Raw genomic sequence first — 20,665 nt, forward strand, 5'->3', positions numbered from 1 at the left:
GCCAGGTAGTCTCGTCCGGTCGCCCCCATCGCGGCCCGGCATCGACGCCGGTTTTCGCGTTTCCGGGGGCCTTCGCATGTCGCGTTCCTGATCGGCGAGAGGAGGGGGACCATCCTTGTCGGACACGGCCCAGCGTAATCGGACCTTCGGCGCACCGGAGCCGCGGCACGACGCGACGGCCCGCCCGCTGCGAGCGTGGCAGCGCCGCGCGCTGACCAAGTACCTCACCACCAAGCCGGAAGACTTCCTCGCGGTCGCCACCCCCGGCGCCGGCAAGACCGTGTTCGGCCTGCGTGTGGCGGCCGAACTGCTGTCCGATCGCACCGTCGAGTCGATCACCATCGTCACTCCCACCGAGCACCTGAAGCACCAGTGGGCCGCCTCCGCCGCCCTGGCCGGCATCGCGATCGACTCGAACTACCGCAACGGGCAAGGCGCCACCTCCTCGGACTACCAGGGCGTGGCGCTGACCTACGCACAGGTCGCCGCGCACCCCACACTGCACCGCGTCCGCACCGAAACCCGCAAGACGCTGGTCATCCTCGACGAGATCCACCACGGCGGTGACGCGAAGTCCTGGGGTGACGCGGTCCGTGAGGCGTTCACGCCCGCCGTACGGCGCCTGTCGCTGACCGGGACGCCGTTCCGCAGTGACGACTCGCCGATCCCGTTCATCACCTACGAGCCCGACGGCGACGGGGCGTTGCGCAGCAAGCCGGATCACTCCTACGGCTACGCCGACGCCCTCGCCGACGGCGTCGTGCGCCCCGTGGTCTTCCTGGCCTACTCGGGCGAGGCGTCCTGGCGGACCAGCGCGGGCGAGGAGTTCACCGCGCGACTGGGAGAGCCGCTGACCGCGGAGCAGACCGCGCGTGCGTGGCGTACCGCGCTGGATCCCGCCGGCGAGTGGATTCCCGCGGTGCTGCACGCGGCGGACACCCGCCTCCAGCAGTTGCGCGGCGGCGGGATCCCGGACGCCGGCGGTCTGGTGATCGCCACCGATCAGGAGTCCGCCCGCGCCTACGCCAAACTGCTCGCGACGATCACCGGGGAGACACCCGTCGTCGTGCTCTCCGACGACCCGAAGGCGACCAAACGGATCGGCGAGTTCTCCGAATCGGACGGCCGGTGGCTGGTGGCGGTCCGGATGGTGTCCGAAGGTGTCGACGTGCCGAGACTGGCCGTCGGTGTCTACGCGACCAGTGCGTCGACCCCGCTGTTCTTCGCGCAGGCGATCGGCCGGTTCGTGCGGGCCCGGCAAAAGGGGGAGACGGCCAGCGTGTTCCTGCCGAGCGTGCCGGTGCTGCTGGAGCTGGCGAGCGAACTGGAGGCCGAACGCGACCACGTTCTCGGCAAGCCGCACCGCGAAAAGGACGGCTGGGACGACGAACTGCTCGCGGCGGCGAACCGGACCGAGGACGAACCCGGTGAGGAGGAGAAGGCCTTCACCGCGCTCGGTGCGTCCGCCGAACTGGATCAGGTGATCTACGACGGCAACTCGTTCGGCACCGCGGTGTTCTCCGGCTCGGAGGAGGAACAGGAGTACCTGGGCCTGCCCGGGCTGCTGGAGCCCGACCAGGTCCGGGCGTTGCTGCGCAAGCGCCAGGAGGAGCAGCTCTCCGATGCCAAACGGCGCAAGCCGCAGAAGGAGGAGCCTGCCGCCGCGCCGCCCAAGCCACAGGCGGTGTCGGAGCGGATCGCCGCGCTGCGCAAGGAACTCAACGCTCTGGTGGGCGTCTACCACCACCGCACGAAGAAGCCGCACGGAGCGATCCACAGCGAGTTGCGCCGTGTCTGCGGTGGCCCGCCCACCGCGATGGCCACCATGGAACAGCTGGAAGAACGGATCGTCACCCTGCGGTCATGGTGACGAAAGCCACACCGCGTGACGGAACAGCCGGGATAGGAGAAGGGCGGGAAACCCGCCGGGGTTCCCGCCCTTCCAAGCCGGTATCGATCAGCGCTGGATCTCCGCCGCCAGCTCCTTGAGCTTGTTCTCGTGCTCGCGGGCGTGGTGGCCGCAGAACAGCAGCTCGCCGCCCGTGGGGAGAATCGCGCGAACCTTCGCCGCGGCACCGCACCGGTCGCAGCGGTCGGCAGCGGTCAGTTCGGGGCGGGTGAGCGTCGTGGTGGTCATGTGGAGTCTCCCTCCGTCCCGGCACCGGTGTCCCGATGCCATCGATCCGGCCGCGACCACCGAGGTGCTCGCTGGCCTCCACTCTTGCAGACGCTGTGTGAGCCGCAAGTGTTCCCGCACGAGTAGGAGGCGTGTCACCGCGAATTACCCCGGATGTCGTAGATCTAATCCCGGCATGCAGAACGGTGACTCTCTCCGTGACCGTGTTTCCGGTGGTCAAGCGCCCATCCGGGGCGGTGGGAAAACGGCGTGGCGGAGCCCTCCTGGCCCTCCCGCGGCCCTCCCCGGCCGCGCCGTGTTCGTTATCAGCTGAATCGGTGGGACACTGCGAGCCATGACGAAGGCAGCATCGGCCGCCGCCAAGGACCTCGCCGCCGCCGGGGTCACCGGGGTGCAGATCGCCTGGGCGGACAACAACGGCATTCCCCGGTCACGGATCATCCCGGTCGGTGGACTGGCCCACGCCGCCGGCCGTGGTGTGGGCGTGACCACACTGTTCGCCGTCTTCGACTCGCACGACGCCATCACCTACGGTCACCCCGGGCTGGCGACGCCGTCCGGTGACGTACGTCTCGTACCGGTGATCGAACGGCTGCGCCGGCTCGCCGGCCAGCCCGCGCTCGCGTGGGCGCCGGGGCGCCAGATCACCGCCGACGGCTCGCCTTGGCCGTACTGCCAGCGAGCCGTGCTCGAACGGGCGGTCGCGGAGGCCGCCGCGCGAGGTTACGAACTGCGCGCCGGTTACGAACTGGAGTTCACCGTCGCACCCGCCGGCAGTGAGGACGCGGTGACGACACCGGGCCACCACGGTCCCGCCTACAGCCCGCACGCTCTGATCGGACTCGACGGCTTCATCGCCACGCTGCTGCACGACTTCGAAGCGAACGGGCTCGGCCTCAACCAGCTGCATGCCGAGTACGGGCCCGCGCAGTTGGAGCTTTCCCTCGCCGCCACCGACCCGATGTCGGCCGCGGACGACCAGTTGCTCGCCCGCCAGACGATCCACGCCGCCGCGCACGCCCACGGGCTGCGCGTCAGCTTCGCGCCGATCGTGAGCCCCGAGGCGGTGGGCAACGGCTGGCATCTGCACACTTCGTTGTGGCGCAAGGGAACGAACGTGCTCGGCGCCGGGCAGCGGCAGGAGGCGGGGATGCCGGTACCCGGCGCCGAAGGCGCGGGATACGTGGCCGGCCTGTTGCGGGACCTGCCTGCCCTGACCGCCGTCACCGCGCCGAGCGTGCCCTCCACGATGCGCCTGAGGCCCGGCTACTTCGCGAGTGCCTACGGTTTCTGGGGCGTGGAAAACCGCGAAGCTCCGCTGCGCTACGTACCGGCCACCGAGTTGCTCGGTGAGGACCACGCCAATGTCGAACTCAAACCGTCCGACGCGTCGGCGAACCCCTATCTTGCCCTCGCCGCGGTGCTGACGGCCGGGCTGGCCGGCGTGACCGACGCCCTGCCGTTGCCCGATCCGATCGGCGAAGATCCCGGAACGTGGAGCGATCCACGGCGGCAGGAGGCCGGTGTGGTGCGGCTGCCTGCCACCCCGGCTGAGCAGGACGCGGCGCTGGTGGCCTCGCCACGGGTGTCCGGCACGCTCGGCGAGGATCTGCTCGGCGCGTTCCGCGCGGTCCGCTCCTCGGACCGGAAGTGGGCGGCCGAACACAGCCCGGCCGAGATCGTCGCGGCCCACCTCTGGCGGTACTGACCGTTCCGTCCAAGGTTCCTCAATGGACAGTTGAGGAAACGTTGCCCCCAAGTCGTTTCGCACTGTCTCTTGTGGACGCGGAGGCTACTGTGGACAGTGGTCCGGCAGGGCTCGAAACGCCGGACAGCCGGCTCGACGCCCGCGGAGGCGTGGAGCCGGCTGCCCGGCGGTGAAGCGAAAAATCAGTCGAGGTAGTCGCGCAGCACCTGGGAGCGGGACGGGTGCCTCAACTTGGACATCGTCTTGGACTCGATCTGGCGGATGCGCTCGCGGGTGACCCCGTAGACCTGGCCGATCTCGTCCAGGGTCCGCGGCTGGCCGTCGGTGAGCCCGAAGCGGAGCCGCACCACCCCGGCCTCGCGCTCGGACAGGGTCTGCAGCACCGACTGGAGCTGGTCCTGCAACAGCGTGAACGACACCGCGTCCACCGCCACGACCGCCTCGGAGTCCTCGATGAAGTCGCCGAGCTGCGAGTCGCCCTCGTCACCGATCGTCTGGTCCAGCGAGATCGGCTCACGGGCGTACTGCTGGATCTCCAGGACCTTCTCGGGGGAGATGTCCATCTCCTTGGCCAGCTCCTCCGGGGTGGGCTCGCGCCCGAGATCCTGGAGCAGCTCACGCTGGATCCGGCCCAGCTTGTTGATCACCTCGACCATGTGCACCGGGATGCGGATGGTGCGGGCCTGGTCGGCCATCGCGCGCGTGATGGCCTGCCGGATCCACCACGTCGCGTAGGTGGAGAACTTGTAGCCCTTGGTGTAGTCGAACTTCTCGACCGCGCGGATCAGGCCGAGGTTGCCCTCCTGGATGAGGTCGAGGAACGCCATGCCGCGGCCGGTGTAGCGCTTGGCCAGCGACACCACGAGCCGCAGGTTCGCCTCGAGGAGGTGGTTCTTGGCGCGCTCGCCGTCACGGACGATCCACTTCAGGTCGCGGCGGAGCTGGGTGGGCAGCTTCTCGCCCTCGTCCTCGGCCACCCGGACGCGCTCGGCGGCGTAGAGCCCGGCCTCGATCCGCTTGGCCAGCTCCACCTCCTCCTCGGCGTTGAGCAGCGCGACCTTGCCGATCTGCTTCAGGTAGGCACGGACCGAGTCGGCCGACGCGGTGAGCTCGGCGTCCTTGCGGGCCTGCCGCAGGGCCTCGGACTCCTCCTCGTCCCACACGAAGTCGGGATCGTTGGAGGACTTGCCGCCCTTGGGCCGCTCGCCGCGAGCGGGCTCCTCGTCCTCGTCGGGCTCGTCGTTGACCGTGGCGTCGACGACATCGACCTCGACCTCTTCCAGGTCGGACAGGTCGACGTCGAGTTCGACATCCTCCAGCTCCTCGCCGGGACCGTCCTCCTCGCCCTTCTTGTCCTCGGGCTTGGCGGCGCCCTTGCGGGGCTTCGCGGTCTTCGCCGGCGCCTTCTTGGCGCCGGTCTTGGCCGCGGCAGGCTTGCGCGCCGCCGTCTTCCTGGTCGTGGTGGCCTGGTCGGTGCCCGCGTCGTCGGGTTCCGCGCCTTCGCCGGCCGAGGGAGCCTGGGCGGCGCTCGTTGTCTTCGTGCCGCTTCGGGTAGCGGTTTTTGCGGCTGCCACGTACGCCCTTTCGCAGCGGTCGATCACGGCGAGCCGGGACGGCTGGTCCCAGCCTGCCTCAGATTCGGGGACATCCCCGGCCTGCGAGTTCGTTCCCGCGATCCGGGGCCTTGTTCCATTGTAACGACGATACGCCTGTGCGTTGCGTCCGATCATCTCCCCTGGCGCCCGCCCGGGTTAATGCCGGAGACCCTCGGCCGCGGCCGAGGCCGCACCGACGATGCCCGCATTGTTCTGCAACGACGCGACCGCGATCGGGGTACGGATGTCCAGCAGAGGGACCCACTTTTCGGACTTCTTGCTGACCCCGCCGCCCACGATGAACAGATCGGGCCAGATCAGGTTCTCCAGCACGGTCAGGTAACGGTTCACCCGCTTCGCCCAGTCCGGGTACGACATGCCCTCGTTGTCCTTCACCGACGCGGCGGCCTTCTTCTCGGCGTCGTGGCCGTCGACCTCCACATGGCCCAGTTCGGTGTTGGGCACCAGCTTGCCGTCCTGGAACAGCGCGCTGCCGATGCCGGTGCCGAAGGTGAGCAGGCAGGTCACCCCGATACGGGCGGCCGGGTCGCCGAAGCGGATCTCCGCCATGCCCGCCGCGTCCGCGTCGTTGAGCACCGCGATCTCGTCGGTGGTGCGGCCGAGCTGCTTGGCGAACAGCGCGTCGGCGTCGGTGCCGATCCAGTGATGGCTGATGTTGGCCGCGGTGAGCGCGACCCCCTTCTTGACCACCGCGGGCAGCGTCACGCCGATCGGGCCGTCCCAGCCGAAGTGACGCACGATCTCGCCCACCACCTCGGCGACGGCCGAAGGGGTGGACGGCTTGGGGGTGTCGATGCGGAGGCGGTCACCAATGAGCGCGCCCTTTTCCAGGTCGACAAGGGCGCCCTTGATACCGCTGCCGCCGATGTCGATACCGAAACCTCGGGTCGCCGTCATTGGCGTCGTCCCTCCTGCTTGTTCAGACTCGATTCAGATACCTGCTCGGGAGACTTTATCCGGCTGTGGTCCCATGGTTGTGTGACGGCTGGCGAATCTGCGTTGCGGGATGTGGCGGTCAAGGTCGCGGAAGAGGCGGCTGAGCTGGTCAGAAACGCCCGTGAAGCCATGGTCGCAGGGCAGCGGATGCCCGTCGAGACCAAGAGCTCGGACACCGACGTGGTCACCGCGGTGGACCGCGCGTCCGAGGATCTGATCCGCCGCCGGCTGGCCGAGCTGCGGCCGGGTGAGGCGGTGCTCGGCGAAGAGGGCGGCGGTGCGGAGGGTTCCGGCGGGGAGGGCGAAGGTGACGGTGTCACCTGGGTGGTCGATCCGATCGACGGAACGGTGAACTTCCTTTACGGCTCACCGGTTTTCGCCGTGTCCGTCGCCGCGCAGGTGGCCGGGCGGTCGGTGGCGGGCGCGGTCGTCGAGCCGGCAAGCGGCCGCGTCTGGACGGCGGTGCGCGGGCAGGGGGCCTGGCTGGACGGGCGCCCGCTGCGGGTGTCGGCGCCGGCACGGCTCGAGGTGACGCTGCTGAGCACGGGCTTCTCCTACCTCAGTGAACGTCGCGCCCGGCAGGCCCGGGTGATCGAAGGCCTCCTCAGCCGGGTTCGTGACGTGCGGCGCGGTGGCTCGGGAGCGCTCGACCTGTGCGCGGTCGGCGCCGGCTGGACCGACGCCTACTTCGAGCACGGGCTGAACCGCTGGGACTGGGCCGCGGGGGCACTGGTCGCCGCCGAGGCGGGCGCGGTGGTCAGCCTGCCCGGCGACGATCCCGGTCTCGGGACGGACGCCACGTTCGCCGCCGCGCCCTCCATCGCGGCCCCGCTGCGCGACCTCCTGGCCGCCCACGGCGCGAAGGACGTATAACCCCAGGGGGCGGGGCTCTCAGCGCGCCTTTCGAGGGCTCTCAGGAGCTCTCAGCAGGTGACGTCGCGTGCCGCGGCGAGCAGGTCGTGGTCGATGACCGGACTGTTCACCGCGGAGGAGTCGTCGCCACCGGGATGGCTCGTCGCGGTGAGTTGCCGCAGGACCTCGCGTGCCTGTTGCGTGGGCGTGAGGTCGGCGAAGCGGTTACCGATCGCGAAGTCGACGCTGGCGTCGGGGCGGTTGTCCTTGACGAGTTCGGCGCACGGGACCATCAGGCTGAGCGTGCGGGCGGCCGACGTGCCACTCTCGCCGAACCGGATCTGGCCCCAGCATTTGGCGTCGTTCTCCGGGTAGGCGGGATCGCTGTCGGGCTGGCCGACCTGGCTGAACCCGAACTGCCGCAGGCTCTCGGTGGTGATCAGCGCCTGGCCGCGGATCCGGCCGGCGTTGAGCACCTTCACCGCCACCTGGTCCGGCGCGATGGGCGCGGCGTCGTCGAGGGCGGCGTGGCCGAGCGGGGTGAAGGTCGTTCCCGCCGGGGGAGTGGCCGCGGGGGTGCAGCGGATCACTTCGTCGATGTCCGACTTGGTGACGATGGCGCGGATCCAGATGACCATGGCCATCAGGCCGAGCAGACCGATCACGATGAGCGCCGGCAGCGGCTTGCGCCTGCGGTAGCCCCGTGACTTCCGGTTGCCGAAACGGATCTCCGACGCCACGTGCCCCATCCTTCCGCGTCATCTTCCGCGTCCCGGCTCCGGGTCAGTGCCGGAAAGGCCGTCCTTGATCAAGGGTAGGGCTTGGCGCGAGGTGTCGCGCCACACCCTGGCCGGGTGGGTCACGAAGTTGTATCGACCTGGACTTTCAGGGCCAACCGTTAACCCTCTCGGGTGACGTCTTGGTGGCTTCGCCTGACTCGTTGCGAGTCGGGGTATCCGGTGAGCTACCCTCTGCGGGCTCCGGCCGTAGATCAGGTCCCGGGAAACGATTGCCAAGAGAGACCTGACTCACTACGCCGCCGGGCACAAACAGGGGCGCTGGAACGTTGTCCAGCGGCAACGACGGGCGTGCGAAGCGCATCGCGGGCCTGGAATGATTGACTCCAAGCTGATCGCAGGGGTGAGGGACAATGGCGACCGACTACGACGCTCCGCGCCGCAGTGAGGCCGACGAGCTGGCGGAAGACTCGTTGGAGGAACTGAAGGCCAGGCGTAACGAAAACCAGTCCGGCGTCGTCGACGTCGACGAGGACGCGACCGCGGAGAACTTCGAACTCCCGGGAGCGGACCTGTCGGGGCTTTCCGGCGAGGATCTGACGGTCAAGGTGGTGCCGAAACAGGCCGACGAGTTCACCTGCTCGGTGTGTTTCCTGGTGCATCACCGCAGCCGGCTGGCCGAGGAGAGCAACGGCCGGATGATCTGCCGCGACTGTGCGTGAAACGACCGGCCCGGCAACATGCGGACATGTTGCCGGGTGCGGTACCGCCGGGACGGGCCGTCACGGTCGCTACGACGACGTGTGTGACGACCGGAGCAACTCGGCCAGGTGATCGGGTCTGCGCGTGCTGAACACCCAGTAGGGGGTCGGATCTTCGGGGTCGGTCAGGCGGACGCGCAGCACCGGCCCGACCCATCCCCGGTAGAGCATGAACGCCGCCGGATCGAGTTCGGGGCCGAGCGCCTTGCGCTTGCGGTCCTTGCCGATCACCTCGACCTCGCCGACGTAGCGCAACGGCAGGTGCGCCTTCCCGACCCGCAGTTCGCCGTCGGCGACCTCGACCTTCGACCTGCTCAGCTGGACCAGCACCGCGATCATCAGTGCGATCAGGACCACATAGGGCAGCCACGCCCGCAGGCCCGGGTAGCCGAGGTGGATGGTCGCGGCCATCAGCCCCGCGCCGATCAGCGGCAGCGGCCAGTTGTACCAGGGCACGTAGAGGCGTTCCGAATACCGTTTCCCGGCGCCCTCGACCTTCGTGCCAGGCGCGCTCGAACTCTCACCCACGGGCCCAGGGTAGTCTCGCCGGTCGTGTCCACTGTGCAGGTGCTGCTGTCCCGGCTCGATCCCGGGGTTCCCCTACCCGCCTACGCGCATCCCGGCGACGCGGGCGCCGATCTCGTGACCACGAGCGATGTCGTGCTGCCGCCCGGCGAACGGGCCGTCGTCGGCACCGGTGTCGCGATCGCGCTGCCCGACGGTTACGCCGCTTTCGTGCATCCGCGGTCGGGTCTGGCCGCGCGGGTCGGTCTTTCCGTGGTCAACACGCCCGGCACGATCGACGCCGGGTACCGGGGCGAGATCAAGGTGTGCCTGATCAACCACGACCCGTCCCGGCCGGTCGAGCTTTCCCGTGGGGACCGCATCGCGCAACTGATCGTGCAGCGGGTGGAGACCGCCGAGTTCGTCGAGGTCGCCGAACTGGACGCCTCCGCCCGCGGAGAAGGCGGATACGGGTCCACGGGCGGACATGCGACGCTGCAGAATTCGGGCAGATCCGGGGAAGGAGCGAAGCGGTAGTGGGCATTTTCGGACGCAAGCGGCGGCCCGCGGGACGGCACGCGGCGCCCGACCGGGGTACCTATGCCGGGGAGTACGCCGAGGAATACGCCGATGAGCCGGACGGACCGTTGACCGACGGCCCGTTCGACGTCGACGACGCGCCCGAGGACGGGATCCCGCGGATCGACCTCGGGTCGGTGCGGGTCCCGGTGCCGGACGGCACCGGCGTCCAGGTCGAGATGGATCCCGAGAACGGCGGGGTGCGGGCGGTCCACGTGGCCACCCCGTTCGGTCAGGTGACGGTCAGCGCGTACGCGGCACCGCGTTCCGGCGGGCTGTGGCGCGAGGTCGGCGCCGAGCTCACCCAGCAGCTGCGGGCCGACGGCGCGCGGGTTTCCCCCGGCGACGGCGAGTGGGGCTTCGAGCTGTCCGCGCTGCTCGGGGACATGGCACTGCGCTTCGTCGGTGTCGACGGTCCGCGGTGGATGCTTCGCGGCGTGATCGCGGGCCCCCAGTCGCAGGCGGCCGAGGCGCCGAGGGTCCTGCGGGACATCGTGCGCCACACGATCGTCGTACGCGGGGACGCGCCGATGCCGGTGCGCACGCCGCTGCCGATCACCCTGCCCGAATCGGTGGCCCAGCACATCGCCGAACAACAGGGCCGGATGGTCTAGACCGCCGTTCCCTGCCCCGCGGGCAAGCCTCCCGCGCGCAGCCACGCGAGTACGGCGGCCCGGCCGAGGGATTCGCGGTCCTCGCCGAGGGCGGCCAGCGTCGTCTCGACGACCGCCGCGCGGGGCAGTGCCTCCGCCCAGGCGTGCGCGACTCCGGCGGGGTGCACCGGGTCGTCCACGCAGGCGGCGATGCCGGCCGGGATCTCCAGGCGCCGCAACGCCTCCAGCTCCGGCGCGGGCGAGTCCGCCGCCACTTTCAGGCTCGCGGCCAGGCCGTCGCCGTGGCGCCGCCATGACCTCGTCAGCTCGGCGGCGAGCCAGGGTGCCACGCCGTCGGCCGACAGCCGGAGCGCGGCTTCCAGGCCGTGAGCCTCCACCAGATCCGCGGACGCTCGCGCGGCCCGCGACGCGGGGGCCTCGCCCGGCTGTCCCGACCACGCGGGCAGAGCCAGTATCAGCCCGGCACACCGATGCGGATTCGCCAGCGCCCAGCGCGCGGCGAGGTGGGCGCCGAACGAGACGCCACCCACGATCAGTGCCCCGTCCTGAGGCCCCTCCTGTGCTCCTTCCCGTGGTGCGGACGCGAGGGTGTCCAGCGCCCGCAGGTAGCCGCTGACCAGCAGCGATTCCGCCGGCGGAGGTGGCGTGATCACCTCGGCGCCCATCCCGGACAACGGGCCGGAGAAGACGCTTCGGATGAAGATTTCATCGGACCCGGTACCGGGCAGTAGCACGACGCGTGGTTTCGGCATAGCGGACATCACGTTGCGATCTTGAAGCAAACCGGTTTCCCTGCCTGGGAAAGGTTACGCTGGACCACGTAATGGGCCGTGGTTTGTCGGGGGCCCCGGAACTCATGGAGCGACTTATGTCCGCCAAGGACGGCGGCTATTTCAGCCGGCTGGTGCGCAAGCTGACCAGCGACGTCGACGAGCTCGACGCCGATGATCTGTCGGAAAAATCCGAGGCCGGCGGGGCGCAGCGCGCCTGCGACTGCCGGTCCGGTGAAGAGGTCACCGTGCTCGGCAGACTGCGCAGCGTGCAGCTGTGCCCCACGAACGAAGCGGCCACTCTGCAGGCTGAGTTGTTCGACGGGACCGAGGGCGTGACGCTAGTCTGGCTCGGACGGCGCCGCATCCCCGGCATCGAGCCGGGGCGGACCATCAAGGTACGGGGCCGGATGGCGGAGCGGGACGGCCAGAAGGTGCTGTACAACCCGTTCTACGAACTGCAGACGACATCCTGATCCCGCTGACCCAACGAACTCACCAGGCTCCAGCCGGTCGGGCGGGATCACGACAAGGACCACGACGTGACCCCACCCGGCGGTGAGCAGACCGGCGAGAAGACCGGCGAAGAGCACCAGGACAAGCCCGAACCCACCTTGCTGGAACAGATGGGCGGGGTTTCCGGCCTGCTCTACTCGTCGCTGCCGGTGGTGGTGTTCGTGCTCGCGAACGCCTTCTTCGGGCTGAAGGCGGGCATCTGGAGCGCGCTGGGCAGCGCGGTGGCGATCACCGTGCTGCGCATCGTGCGCCGGGAGCCGCTGCAACCGGCCATCTCCGGGTTCTTCGGGGTGGCCATCGCCGCGTTCATCGCCTTCCGGACGGGCTCGGCCAAGGGCTTCTTCCTGTTCGGTATCTGGGCGAGCCTGGTCTACTGCGCGGTGTTCGTGGTGTCCATCCTGGTGCGCTGGCCGTTGGCCGGCCTCGTCTGGAACCTGCTCAACGGGACCGGCACGGCCTGGCGCGCGGACAAACGTTCCCGGTACGGCTATGACGTGGCCACGCTCGCGCTCGCGGCGGTCTTCGGCGCGCGGTTCATCGTGCAGCGCTGGCTGTACGAGGCCGACTACACCGGCTGGCTGGCGTTCGCCAAGATCGCCATGGGCTACCCCCTCTACGGACTCGCGCTGCTGGTGGTGGTCTGGGCGGTGCGCCGCTCCGACAAGCGGCTCAAGGAGCTCGACGAGGCCGGCGCCTACCAGGTGACCGGAAGCGCGTCGAGTCCGTAGATGGCGGCGTTGGCGCGTGCCTTGACCTCGTCGGCGGGGACGGCCAGACGCAGGCCCGGGAAGCGCCGCAGCAGCGCGGGATAGGCCACCCGCATCTCGATCCGGGCGAGCTGCTGACCGAGACACTGATGCACGCCGTGGCCGAACGCCACGTGCCCGGTCGCGGGCCGGGTGATGTCCAGTTCCTCCGCGTTGGTGAAGCGCGCCGGGTCCCGGTTGACCGCGGGCAGGCTGAGGGTGACGGTCTCGCCCGCCTTGATCAGCACCCCGTCGACCTCGACGTCCTCCTTGGCGACCCGCACCGGTCCGATGTGCACGATGGTCAGGTAGCGCAGCAGTTCCTCGACCGTGTTGTTGATCAGCTCGGGCTGGGCGCGCAGCTTCGCGAGCTGATCGGGGTTTTCCAGCAGTGCGAAGGTGCCGAGCGCGAGCATCTTGGCGGTGGTTTCATGCCCGGCCACGAGCAGCGTGAGCGCGATGGTGACCAGCTCTTCGTGGTTCAGCTCGCCACCGGTGACCAGGCCGCTGAGCAGATCGTCCGTCGGTTCGGCCCGCTTGGTCTCGACCAGTTCCCCGAGGAACGCGGTGAGATCGTCCAACGCCTCCAGCATGGCCTCGGCCGACGAGCCGAGGTTGAACAGGGTCGCCGAATCCCGCTGGAACCGTTCGTGGTCGGCATAGGGCACCCCGAGCAACTCGCAGATGACCAGGGACGGGATGGGCAGGGCGAAGGTGGGCACGAGATCGGCGGGCGCTCCCGCCTCGGCGATCGCGTCGAGGCGATCCTCGGTGATCCGCTCGATGCGCCCGGCGAGCTGGTTCATGCGGCGCACGGTGAACTGGCCGGTCAGCAGGCGCCGGTAGTGGGTGTGTTCCGGCGGATCGAGGCGGGTCAGCGTGCCCGCCATGGCAGGCGGTGGTTTCTGGTCGCCGAACGGGTTCGGGATCGGGGTGTGGCGGATCAGATCCTGCCGCGAGCTGAACCGGAGGTCGGCGAGCACGGCACGGGCCGCGTGGTAGCCGGTCACCAGCCAGCCTTCGTGCCCGTCGGGATAGATCATGCGGCTGACCGGACGCTGGGCGCGCAGCCGGGACAGCTCTCCGGGCGGGTCGAGGAGGCGTTCGCGTCCGGTGGGCAGCCCTTCCGGCACGGGAGCCGTTTCACTGGTGTCGCTGGTGTGGGTCGTCATGCTTCACAAGCTACAGAGTTTTCACAGATTTGTGAATTCATTGGCCGTGACAAGACCTCAAGCGCTTGGTGACAGTAGGTAGCGCCGACCGCTTCTCGGTAGCGCTCAGTGAGCCTTAGTAGCCCAGAGCGGTGCGGATGTCCGTCTCGACCTCGGCCGCGGCGACGAAGAGAAGTTCGTCACCCGGTTCGAGCGGATCCTCCGGCTGCGGCACGATCACCCGGTCGCCGCGCAGGATGGTCACCAGCGCCGAGTCGCGCGGCAGATCGAGTTCGCTCACCGGCTTGCCCGCGAGCGGCGTCTGCTCGGGCAACGTCAGCTCGACCAGGTTCGCCTGCCCCTGGCGGAAGGTCATCAGCCGCACCAGGTCCCCGACGCTGACCGCCTCCTCGACCATCGCGGCCAGCATGCGCGGCGTGGATACCGCGACATCGACGCCCCAGGCCTCGGTGAACAGCCACTCGTTGTCGGGGTCGTTGACCCGCGCGACCACCCGGCGTACCGCGAACTCGGTCTTGGCGAGCAGCGCGACCACCACGTTGACCTTGTCGTCCCCGGTCGCGGCGATCACCACGTCACACCGCTCGATGCCCGACTCCTCCAGCGTGGACACCTCGCAGGCATCCCCGAGGACCCAGTCGGCCTGTTCCACGGTCTCCGGCTCGAACTGCCCGCTCTGCCGCTCGATGAGCATCACCTGATGCCCGCCGTCGATCAGTTCGGAGGCGATCGAACGCCCTACCGCGCCGGCACCGGCGATAGCGACCCGCATCAGCACTCCTTGGCCATTTCGCGATGAGCCTTTTCGCGAGGTTTTTCACGAGAATTGTCGGTGCGGTCTGTCACGTCCATCAGCTGTCCTCCGGAGCCCTCGCCGCGACGCTGGTGACGTCGCTCACCGTGCCCGAACGGGCGGCCACGTAGACCAGGTCGTCGGCCTGCAGCACGGTCTTGCTCTCGGGAAGCACGGCGGTGCCGAAACGCATGATGAACGCCACACGCGCGCCGGTCGCCTCCTGGAGGTCGGCGACGCTGCGCCCGATCCACGACTCGTGCAGCGGCAACTGGAGCACCGCCACGTTGCCGGTCGGGTCCCGCCAGGCCGACGCCACGCCCTCCGGCAGGAGGGTGCGCAGGAACCGGTCCGTGGTCCACGGCACGGTCGCCACCGTCGGGATGCCCAGGCGCTCGTAGACGGCGGCGCGCTTGGGGTCGTAGATCCGGGCCACGACGTGTTCGACGTGGAAGTTTTCCCTGGCCACGCGCGCGGAAATGATGTTGGAGTTGTCGCCGCTGGACACCGCGGCGAACGCGCCGGCCTGTTCGATGCCGGCGTCGACGAGCACCTGGCGGTCGAACCCGACGCCGACGACCTGACGGCCGTGGAAGTCGCTGCCGAGCCGCCGGAACGCCTCCTGGCTCTTGTCGATGACCGCGACATCGTGCCCGAGGCGCTCGAGCGCCGCGGCGAGGGACGCGCCCACCCGGCCGCACCCCATGATCACCACGTGCACGTTCCTGCCTCCTCGTAGTAACGCTCCTGGCACCTCCACGCCGGCGGTTACCCGCGTCGTGCCAGCGCAGAACCTACCTTGTGATGTCAAGGATTACGCTGCAGCCGTGCCGAAGTTAGCGACCGCGACCAAGAGGCTTCTTCTTGGCCGCCCGTTCCGCAGCGACCGGTTGTCCCACACGCTGCTGCCCAAGCGCATCGCGCTCCCGATCTTCGCCTCCGACGCCCTGTCGAGCGTCGCGTACGCGCCCGAAGAGATCTTCCTGACGCTGAGCGTCGCCGGACTGTCCGCCTACGCCTACGCGCCCTGGATCGGGATCGCCGTCGCCCTCGTGATGCTGGTCGTCGTCGCCTCGTACCGGCAGAACGTGCACGCCTATCCCAGCGGCGGCGGGGACTACGAGGTCGCCACCACCAACCTCGGCGGCAGATTCGGCCTCACCGTGGCCAGCGCCCTGCTCGTCGACTACGTGCTCACGGTCGCGGTGTCCACTTCGTCCGGTGTGGCCAACATCGGCTCGGCGCTGCCCTGGGTGGCCGAGCACAAGGTGATCTGCGCGGTGCTGATCGTCTCGGTGCTGGCCGCGATGAACCTGCGCGGCGTGCGCGAGTCCGGCAAGGCGTTCGCCGTGCCGACCTACGGGTTCATCGGCGGGATCCTGCTGATGGTGGCCTGGGGCCTGCTCGAGACCCTCCGAGGCGACCAGCTGCGGGCGGAAAGCGCCGGCTTCCAGCTCCACGCCGAATCCTCGCTGACGGGGTTCGCGTTCGTGTTCCTGATCCTGCGCTCGTTCTCCTCGGGCGCGGCGGCGCTGACCGGGGTGGAGGCGATCAGCAACGGCGTGCCCGCCTTCCGCAAACCGAAGTCGAAGAACGCGGCCACCACCCTGCTGATGATGGGCCTGCTCGCGGTGAGCATGCTGGTCGGCATCATCGCGCTGGCGGTCATCACGAAGGTCCGCTTCGCCGAGGACCCGGCGACCCAGCTCGCCGGAGCCCCGGCGGGTTACCAGCAGAAGACCATCCTCAGCCAGATCGCGCAGGCCGTGTTCGCGGGCTTCCCGCCGGGGTTCTACTACATTTCCTTCGTCACCGGGATCATCCTGCTGTTGGCCGCCAATACGGCGTTCAACGGTTTCCCGGTGCTGGGCTCGATTCTCGCGCAGGACCGCTACCTGCCCCGGCAGTTGCACACTCGCGGGGACAGACTGGCCTATTCCAACGGCATCATCCTGCTGGCCGCCTTCGCGCTGTTGCTGATCATCGCGTTCGACGCGGAAGTCACGCGGTTGATCCAGCTCTACATCGTGGGCGTGTTCGTGTCCTTCACGGTCAGCCAGACCGGCATGCTCCGGCACTGGAACCGCTTGCTGCGCACGGAAACCGATCCCGCGGCGCGCCGGACGATGCGGCGTTCGCAGACGGTCAACGCGATCGGCCTGACCATGACCGGCACGGTGCTGGTCATCGTGCTGATCACCAAGTTCCTGCTGGGCGCGTGGATCGCGATCGCCGCCATGGCCGCGATCTACCTGCTGATGACCGCGATCCGCCGCCACTACGACCGGGTTTCGACCGAGTTGAGCGAGCCCGACAGCGACCAGCCGACGGTCCTGCCGTCGCGCAACCACTCGATCGTGCTGGTGTCCAAACTGCACCGGCCTGCCCTGCGCGCGCTCGCCTACGCCAAGGCGATGCGGCCCGACGTCCTCGAAGCGGTCACCGTCAACGTCGACGATTCCGAGACCAGGGAACTCGTGGTGGAATGGGACAAACGCGGGTTCAAGGTGCCGCTCAAGGTGATCGAATCACCGTACCGGGAAATCACCAAGCCCGTGCTGGACTACGTGAAGCGGGTACGGGGCGATAATCCGCGTAACGTGGTCACCGTGTTCATTCCCGAGTATGTGGTCGGCCGCTGGTGGGAACACCTGCTGCACAATCAGAGCGCGCTGCGGCTCAAGAGCAGGCTGTTGTTCCAGCCCGGCGTGATGGTGACCAGCGTGCCGTGGCAACTGGTTTCTTCGGCCAAGGCGGTGCGGCGGGAGATGCGTGCCCGTCCGGCCGCCGGTGACGTCCGCCGCGGCCTGTATTCCGAAGGACGCCGGTGACCGGCACGGTGTCAGGAAAAACATCGCGAGAATTGTCGCGGTACGACGTCGGCACCACGCTGGAAATCGAGGTCGGCGCGGTGGCACACGGCGGGCATTGTGTGTCCAGAGTGGACGGTCGTGTGGTGTTCGTCCGGCACGCGCTGCCGGGTGAGCGCGTGGTCGCCGAAATCACCGAGGACAAAGGCGGGTCGTACTGCCGGGCCGACGCGGTGCGGGTGCTGCGGGCGGCGCCGGGCCGGGTCGAGCCGCCGTGTCCGCTGGCCGTGCCCGGCGCATGCGGCGGCTGTGACTGGCAGCACGCGGCACCGGAGCTCCAGCGGGAGCTGAAGGCTCGGGTGGTCGCCGAACAGCTGTCCCGGCTCGCCGGGATCGAGCGCGAGACCGAAGTCGAGGAACTGCCCGGCGGGATGCTCGGCTGGCGCACGCGGATGCGGCTGGTCGCGGGCCGCGACGGGCGGGCGGGCCTCCGCGGGCATCGCGGCCACGACGTGATCGCGCTGCCGGACTGCCCGATCGCGGTGCCGGGCATCCTGGAGCCGGTGGTTTCGCGGCGCTGGCGACCCGGCAGTGAAGTAGAGGTCACCTCCGACGGTGACGGGCGCCCGCATGTCCGTGAGCAGACAAGCGCGCGTGGTAGGCGCCAGACCCGGCAGCTGCGCGGCGGTCGCGCTGTCGAACACGCCGCCGGGCGCGACTGGAAGCTGGACGCGCACGGGTTCTGGCAGGTGCACCCCGCCGCGGCGGACACGCTCGCGGAGGTGGTCGGGCGGTGGGCGCGGGTGCCCGAGGGTGGCCGCGCGTGGGACCTCTACGCCGGTGTGGGCCTTTTCGCGTCGGTGCTCGCCGGCCAGGCGGGGCCCCGGGGTGAGGTGGTGGCCGTCGAGTCGAACCGCGGCGCGGTCGCCGACGGCGAGGCGAATCTGGCCGATCTGCCCCAGGTGAGCTGGCGGGCAGGCCGCGTCGAACACGTCGTACGTGACCTCGGTGAGGGCGGGGCCCCGGACGTGGTCGTGCTCGACCCGCCCCGCGCGGGCGCCGGACGCGCGGTCGTCGAGTCCATTGTGGAGGTCGCTCCGGCGCGGGTGGTCTATGTGGCCTGTGATCCGGCCGCGCTCGCGCGTGACCTCGCCACCTTCGCCGGGCACGGGTACTCGCTCGCCGATCTCCGGGCCTTCGACGCGTTTCCGATGACCCACCATGTCGAGTGCGTCGCGCTCGTGGAGCGCGGCTGAACGCACGGTCACGCCGGTGCGCGCCACGGTGTGCGCTCCCGAGTGGCCGAGCGAGAGTTATCCGGTCTCTCCTAGACTGGGCGGACGGCCACGATCGAGCGGTGAGGTGAGATGTGACTTTGCTGGAGTCGGTGCACGGACCAGCCGATCTGAAGCGTATGGGGAATCAGCAGCTCAATCTGCTGGCGGGGGAGATCCGTGAGTTCCTGATCGACAAGGTCCGCGCCTCCGGCGGGCATCTCGGGCCGAACCTGGGTGTCGTCGAACTGACCCTGGCCCTGCACCGCGTCTTCGACTCGCCGAAGGACGCGATCGTGTTCGACGTCGGGCACCAGAGCTACGTTCACAAGATCGTCACCGGGCGGCACGGCGGGTTCGGCCGCCTGCGCCAGACCGGCGGCCCGGCCGGATACCCGATCCGGGACGAGAGCGAGCACGACCTGGTGGAGAACAGCCACGCGTCCACCGCTCTGTCCTATGTGGATGGTCTGGCCAAGGCCTTCGAACTGGCCGGGGGCGGACGGCACGCGGTGGCCGTGGTCGGCGACGGCGCGCTCACCGGGGGCATGTGCTGGGAGGCGCTCAACAACATCGCCGCCGCGCCGGACCGCCCCGTGGTGATCGTGGTCAACGACAACGGCCGCTCCTACTCGCCGACGATCGGCGGCTTCGCCGAGCACCTGGCGTCGCTGCGCCTCCAGCCGGGGTACGAGCGGGTGCTCGACGGCGGCCGTGAGCTGCTGCTGCACACCCCGGTCGTGGGCAAGCCGATCTACGCGGCGCTGCACGCCGCGAAGGCGGGCATCAAGGACGCGCTGAGCCCGCAGATGATGTTCTCCGATCTCGGGCTCAAGTACCTCGGCCCGGTCGACGGCCACGACCTGCTCGCCCTGGAGCGGGCGTTGCAGGCGGCCAAGGCGTTCGGCGGCCCGGTCGTGGTGCACGCCGTGACCGAGAAGGGCCACGGCTACCCGCCCGCGGTCAACGACGGCCACGATCAGATGCACCAGACCGACCCGATCGACCCGGAGACCGGACTGCCCAAGCCGAAGGGACGCTCGTGGACGTCGGTCTTCGGCGCGGAACTGGCCAAGATCGGTGACGAGCGCCCCGACGTGGTGGCGATCACGGCGGCGATGCTGCGCTCCACCGGTCTGGACGCCTTCGCCGAGCGGCACCCCGATCGCTGGTTCGACGTGGGCATCGCCGAGCAGCATGCGGTGACCTCGGCCGCGGGATTGGCCATGGGCGGCATGCACCCCGTGGTCGCGGTCTACTCCACCTTCCTCAACCGGGCCTTCGACCAGACCCTGATGGACGTCGCGCTGCACCGCCAGCCGGTGACCCTGGTGCTCGATCGCGCCGGCATCACCGGCCCCGACGGGCCGAGTCACCACGGCATGTGGGACCTCTCCCTGCTGGGGATGGTGCCCGGCATGCGGGTCGCCGCGCCCCGGGACGCGGTAACCCTGCGCGAAGAGCTGCGCGAAGCGATCGCGATCTCGGACGGCCCGAGCGCGTTGCGGTTTTCCAAGGGCAGCGTGCCGGAGGAGATCCCCGCGCTGGAGCGGATCGGGCCCGTCGACGTGCTGTGCAGGCCCAGCAGCAAGCCCGACGCGGCGCCGGACGTCCTGCTGGTCGCCGTCGGGGCGTTCGCCAGGCTGGGTCTGGCGGCCGCCGAACGCCTGGCGGACCAGGGAATCGGGGTCACGGTCGTCGACCCGCGGTGGGTGGTGCCGGTGCCGTCGGAGCTGGTGACCCTCGCGGTCGAGCACCGGCTGGTGGTCACCGTCGAGGACAGCGGCAGGCATGGCGGGTTCGGCTCGGCGCTCGCCGCGCTGCTCCGCGACGCCGAATGCGATGTACCCCTGCGGGATCTGGCGGTGCCGCAACGGTTCCTGACGCACGGCACGCGCGAGGAGGTGCTGGCCAGGGTGGGCCTCACCGCACAGGACGCGGCGCGGAAGATCACCGAGTGGGCGGCGAACCTGATCGGTGACCCGCACCACGAGACCGCGGAACCGGAAGAGTCCCCGCAGGAACAGAACAAGCAGTAGTAACAGAACCGGGCGGCCGGATCGAGCACGTGCTCGATCCGGCCGCCCGGTTCCCGGTGGAAACCCGCTCCGCCGCGTCCGGTGAAACGCTGCACCCCTGA

20 protein-coding genes are annotated in these 20,665 nt (G+C 69.7%); 11 read left to right on the top strand and 9 right to left on the bottom strand.

All coding sequences use genetic code 11. From position 1 onward, the window contains the following. Positions 1-115 precede the first annotated feature (115 nt). Positions 116-1,870, top strand: a complete 1,755-nt coding sequence (locus ACFSXZ_RS21570; RefSeq protein WP_378266917.1) for a DEAD/DEAH box helicase — start codon at positions 116-118, stop codon at positions 1,868-1,870. A gap of 87 nt (positions 1,871-1,957) precedes the next feature. On the opposite strand, the gene ACFSXZ_RS21575 is transcribed toward ACFSXZ_RS21570, so the two are convergent. Further along, a complete protein-coding gene (locus ACFSXZ_RS21575; protein WP_378266918.1) occupies positions 1,958-2,137 on the bottom strand; it encodes a DUF7455 domain-containing protein in 180 nt (59 codons plus the stop codon). Between the two features lie 334 nt (positions 2,138-2,471). Here ACFSXZ_RS21575 and ACFSXZ_RS21580 point away from each other — a divergent pair, with 334 nt between their 5' ends. Next, complete coding sequence (locus tag ACFSXZ_RS21580; RefSeq protein ID WP_378266919.1) at positions 2,472-3,845, top strand: glutamine synthetase; 1,374 nt, start codon at positions 2,472-2,474, stop codon at positions 3,843-3,845. 182 nt (positions 3,846-4,027) lie between these two features. Here the strand turns inward: ACFSXZ_RS21580 and ACFSXZ_RS21585 are convergent, their stop codons facing one another. Beyond that, complete coding sequence (locus ACFSXZ_RS21585) at positions 4,028-5,446, bottom strand: RNA polymerase sigma factor (protein ID WP_378266920.1); 1,419 nt, start codon at positions 5,444-5,446, stop codon at positions 4,028-4,030. Between the two features lie 150 nt (positions 5,447-5,596). Continuing rightward, positions 5,597-6,358, bottom strand: coding sequence for a polyphosphate--glucose phosphotransferase (gene ppgK, locus ACFSXZ_RS21590; protein ID WP_378266921.1), 762 nt, complete (start codon positions 6,356-6,358; stop codon positions 5,597-5,599). Between the two features lie 81 nt (positions 6,359-6,439). Here ppgK and ACFSXZ_RS21595 point away from each other — a divergent pair, with 81 nt between their 5' ends. Next, positions 6,440-7,270, top strand: coding sequence for an inositol monophosphatase family protein (locus ACFSXZ_RS21595; RefSeq protein ID WP_378266922.1), 831 nt, complete (start codon positions 6,440-6,442; stop codon positions 7,268-7,270). A gap of 50 nt (positions 7,271-7,320) precedes the next feature. On the opposite strand, the gene cei is transcribed toward ACFSXZ_RS21595, so the two are convergent. Continuing rightward, a complete protein-coding gene (cei, locus tag ACFSXZ_RS21600) occupies positions 7,321-7,989 on the bottom strand; it encodes an envelope integrity protein Cei (protein WP_378266923.1) in 669 nt (222 codons plus the stop codon). A 410-nt stretch (positions 7,990-8,399) separates the two neighbouring features. On the opposite strand from cei, the gene ACFSXZ_RS21605 reads away from it, so the two are divergent. Next, a complete protein-coding gene (locus tag ACFSXZ_RS21605; RefSeq protein ID WP_027947044.1) occupies positions 8,400-8,708 on the top strand; it encodes a DUF4193 domain-containing protein in 309 nt (102 codons plus the stop codon). A 69-nt stretch (positions 8,709-8,777) separates the two neighbouring features. Here the strand turns inward: ACFSXZ_RS21605 and ACFSXZ_RS21610 are convergent, their stop codons facing one another. Further along, a complete protein-coding gene (locus tag ACFSXZ_RS21610; RefSeq protein WP_378266924.1) occupies positions 8,778-9,275 on the bottom strand; it encodes a DUF3093 domain-containing protein in 498 nt (165 codons plus the stop codon). A 24-nt stretch (positions 9,276-9,299) separates the two neighbouring features. Here ACFSXZ_RS21610 and dut point away from each other — a divergent pair, with 24 nt between their 5' ends. Then, positions 9,300-9,788, top strand: a complete 489-nt coding sequence (dut, locus tag ACFSXZ_RS21615; protein WP_378266925.1) for a dUTP diphosphatase — start codon at positions 9,300-9,302, stop codon at positions 9,786-9,788. Further along, positions 9,788-10,444, top strand: coding sequence for a DUF3710 domain-containing protein (locus ACFSXZ_RS21620; RefSeq protein WP_378266926.1), 657 nt, complete (start codon positions 9,788-9,790; stop codon positions 10,442-10,444). The genes dut and ACFSXZ_RS21620 overlap by 1 nt, the downstream gene beginning before the upstream one ends. Here the strand turns inward: ACFSXZ_RS21620 and ACFSXZ_RS21625 are convergent. Next, complete coding sequence (locus ACFSXZ_RS21625) at positions 10,441-11,196, bottom strand: alpha/beta hydrolase (protein WP_378266927.1); 756 nt, start codon at positions 11,194-11,196, stop codon at positions 10,441-10,443. The genes ACFSXZ_RS21620 and ACFSXZ_RS21625 overlap by 4 nt on opposite strands. Positions 11,197-11,312: 116 nt before the next feature. On the opposite strand from ACFSXZ_RS21625, the gene ACFSXZ_RS21630 reads away from it, so the two are divergent. Then, complete coding sequence (locus ACFSXZ_RS21630) at positions 11,313-11,690, top strand: OB-fold nucleic acid binding domain-containing protein (protein WP_378266928.1); 378 nt, start codon at positions 11,313-11,315, stop codon at positions 11,688-11,690. Between the two features lie 150 nt (positions 11,691-11,840). Then, positions 11,841-12,458, top strand: coding sequence for a DUF3159 domain-containing protein (locus ACFSXZ_RS21635; protein WP_378267005.1), 618 nt, complete (start codon positions 11,841-11,843; stop codon positions 12,456-12,458). On the opposite strand, the gene ACFSXZ_RS21640 is transcribed toward ACFSXZ_RS21635, so the two are convergent. From ACFSXZ_RS21640 to ACFSXZ_RS21650, 3 genes are all read right to left on the bottom strand, one after another. Further along, positions 12,425-13,648, bottom strand: a complete 1,224-nt coding sequence (locus ACFSXZ_RS21640) for a cytochrome P450 (RefSeq protein WP_378266929.1) — start codon at positions 13,646-13,648, stop codon at positions 12,425-12,427. The two genes, ACFSXZ_RS21635 and ACFSXZ_RS21640, sit on opposite strands and share 34 nt — an antisense overlap. Positions 13,649-13,763: 115 nt before the next feature. Further along, a complete protein-coding gene (locus tag ACFSXZ_RS21645; RefSeq protein ID WP_378266930.1) occupies positions 13,764-14,420 on the bottom strand; it encodes a potassium channel family protein in 657 nt (218 codons plus the stop codon). A gap of 79 nt (positions 14,421-14,499) precedes the next feature. Then, on the bottom strand, positions 14,500-15,162 hold the full coding sequence (locus ACFSXZ_RS21650) for a potassium channel family protein (protein WP_378266931.1): 663 nt from the start codon (positions 15,160-15,162) through the stop codon (positions 14,500-14,502). Positions 15,163-15,268: 106 nt separating this feature from the next. Here ACFSXZ_RS21650 and ACFSXZ_RS21655 point away from each other — a divergent pair, with 106 nt between their 5' ends. From ACFSXZ_RS21655 to dxs, 3 genes are all read left to right on the top strand, one after another. Further along, a complete protein-coding gene (locus ACFSXZ_RS21655) occupies positions 15,269-17,272 on the top strand; it encodes an APC family permease (RefSeq protein ID WP_378266932.1) in 2,004 nt (667 codons plus the stop codon). Beyond that, positions 17,269-18,507 carry a class I SAM-dependent RNA methyltransferase gene (locus ACFSXZ_RS21660; RefSeq protein ID WP_378266933.1) on the top strand — a complete coding sequence of 413 codons (1,239 nt, stop codon included), beginning with the start codon at positions 17,269-17,271 and terminating at the stop codon, positions 18,505-18,507. The genes ACFSXZ_RS21655 and ACFSXZ_RS21660 overlap by 4 nt, the downstream gene beginning before the upstream one ends. 113 nt (positions 18,508-18,620) lie before the next feature. Further along, a complete protein-coding gene (gene dxs, locus ACFSXZ_RS21665; protein WP_378266934.1) occupies positions 18,621-20,564 on the top strand; it encodes a 1-deoxy-D-xylulose-5-phosphate synthase in 1,944 nt (647 codons plus the stop codon). Positions 20,565-20,665 lie beyond the last annotated feature (101 nt).

Source organism: Amycolatopsis pigmentata (genome assembly GCF_042684065.1).
Classification (GTDB): Bacteria; Actinomycetota; Actinomycetes; order Mycobacteriales; family Pseudonocardiaceae; genus Amycolatopsis_E; species Amycolatopsis_E pigmentata.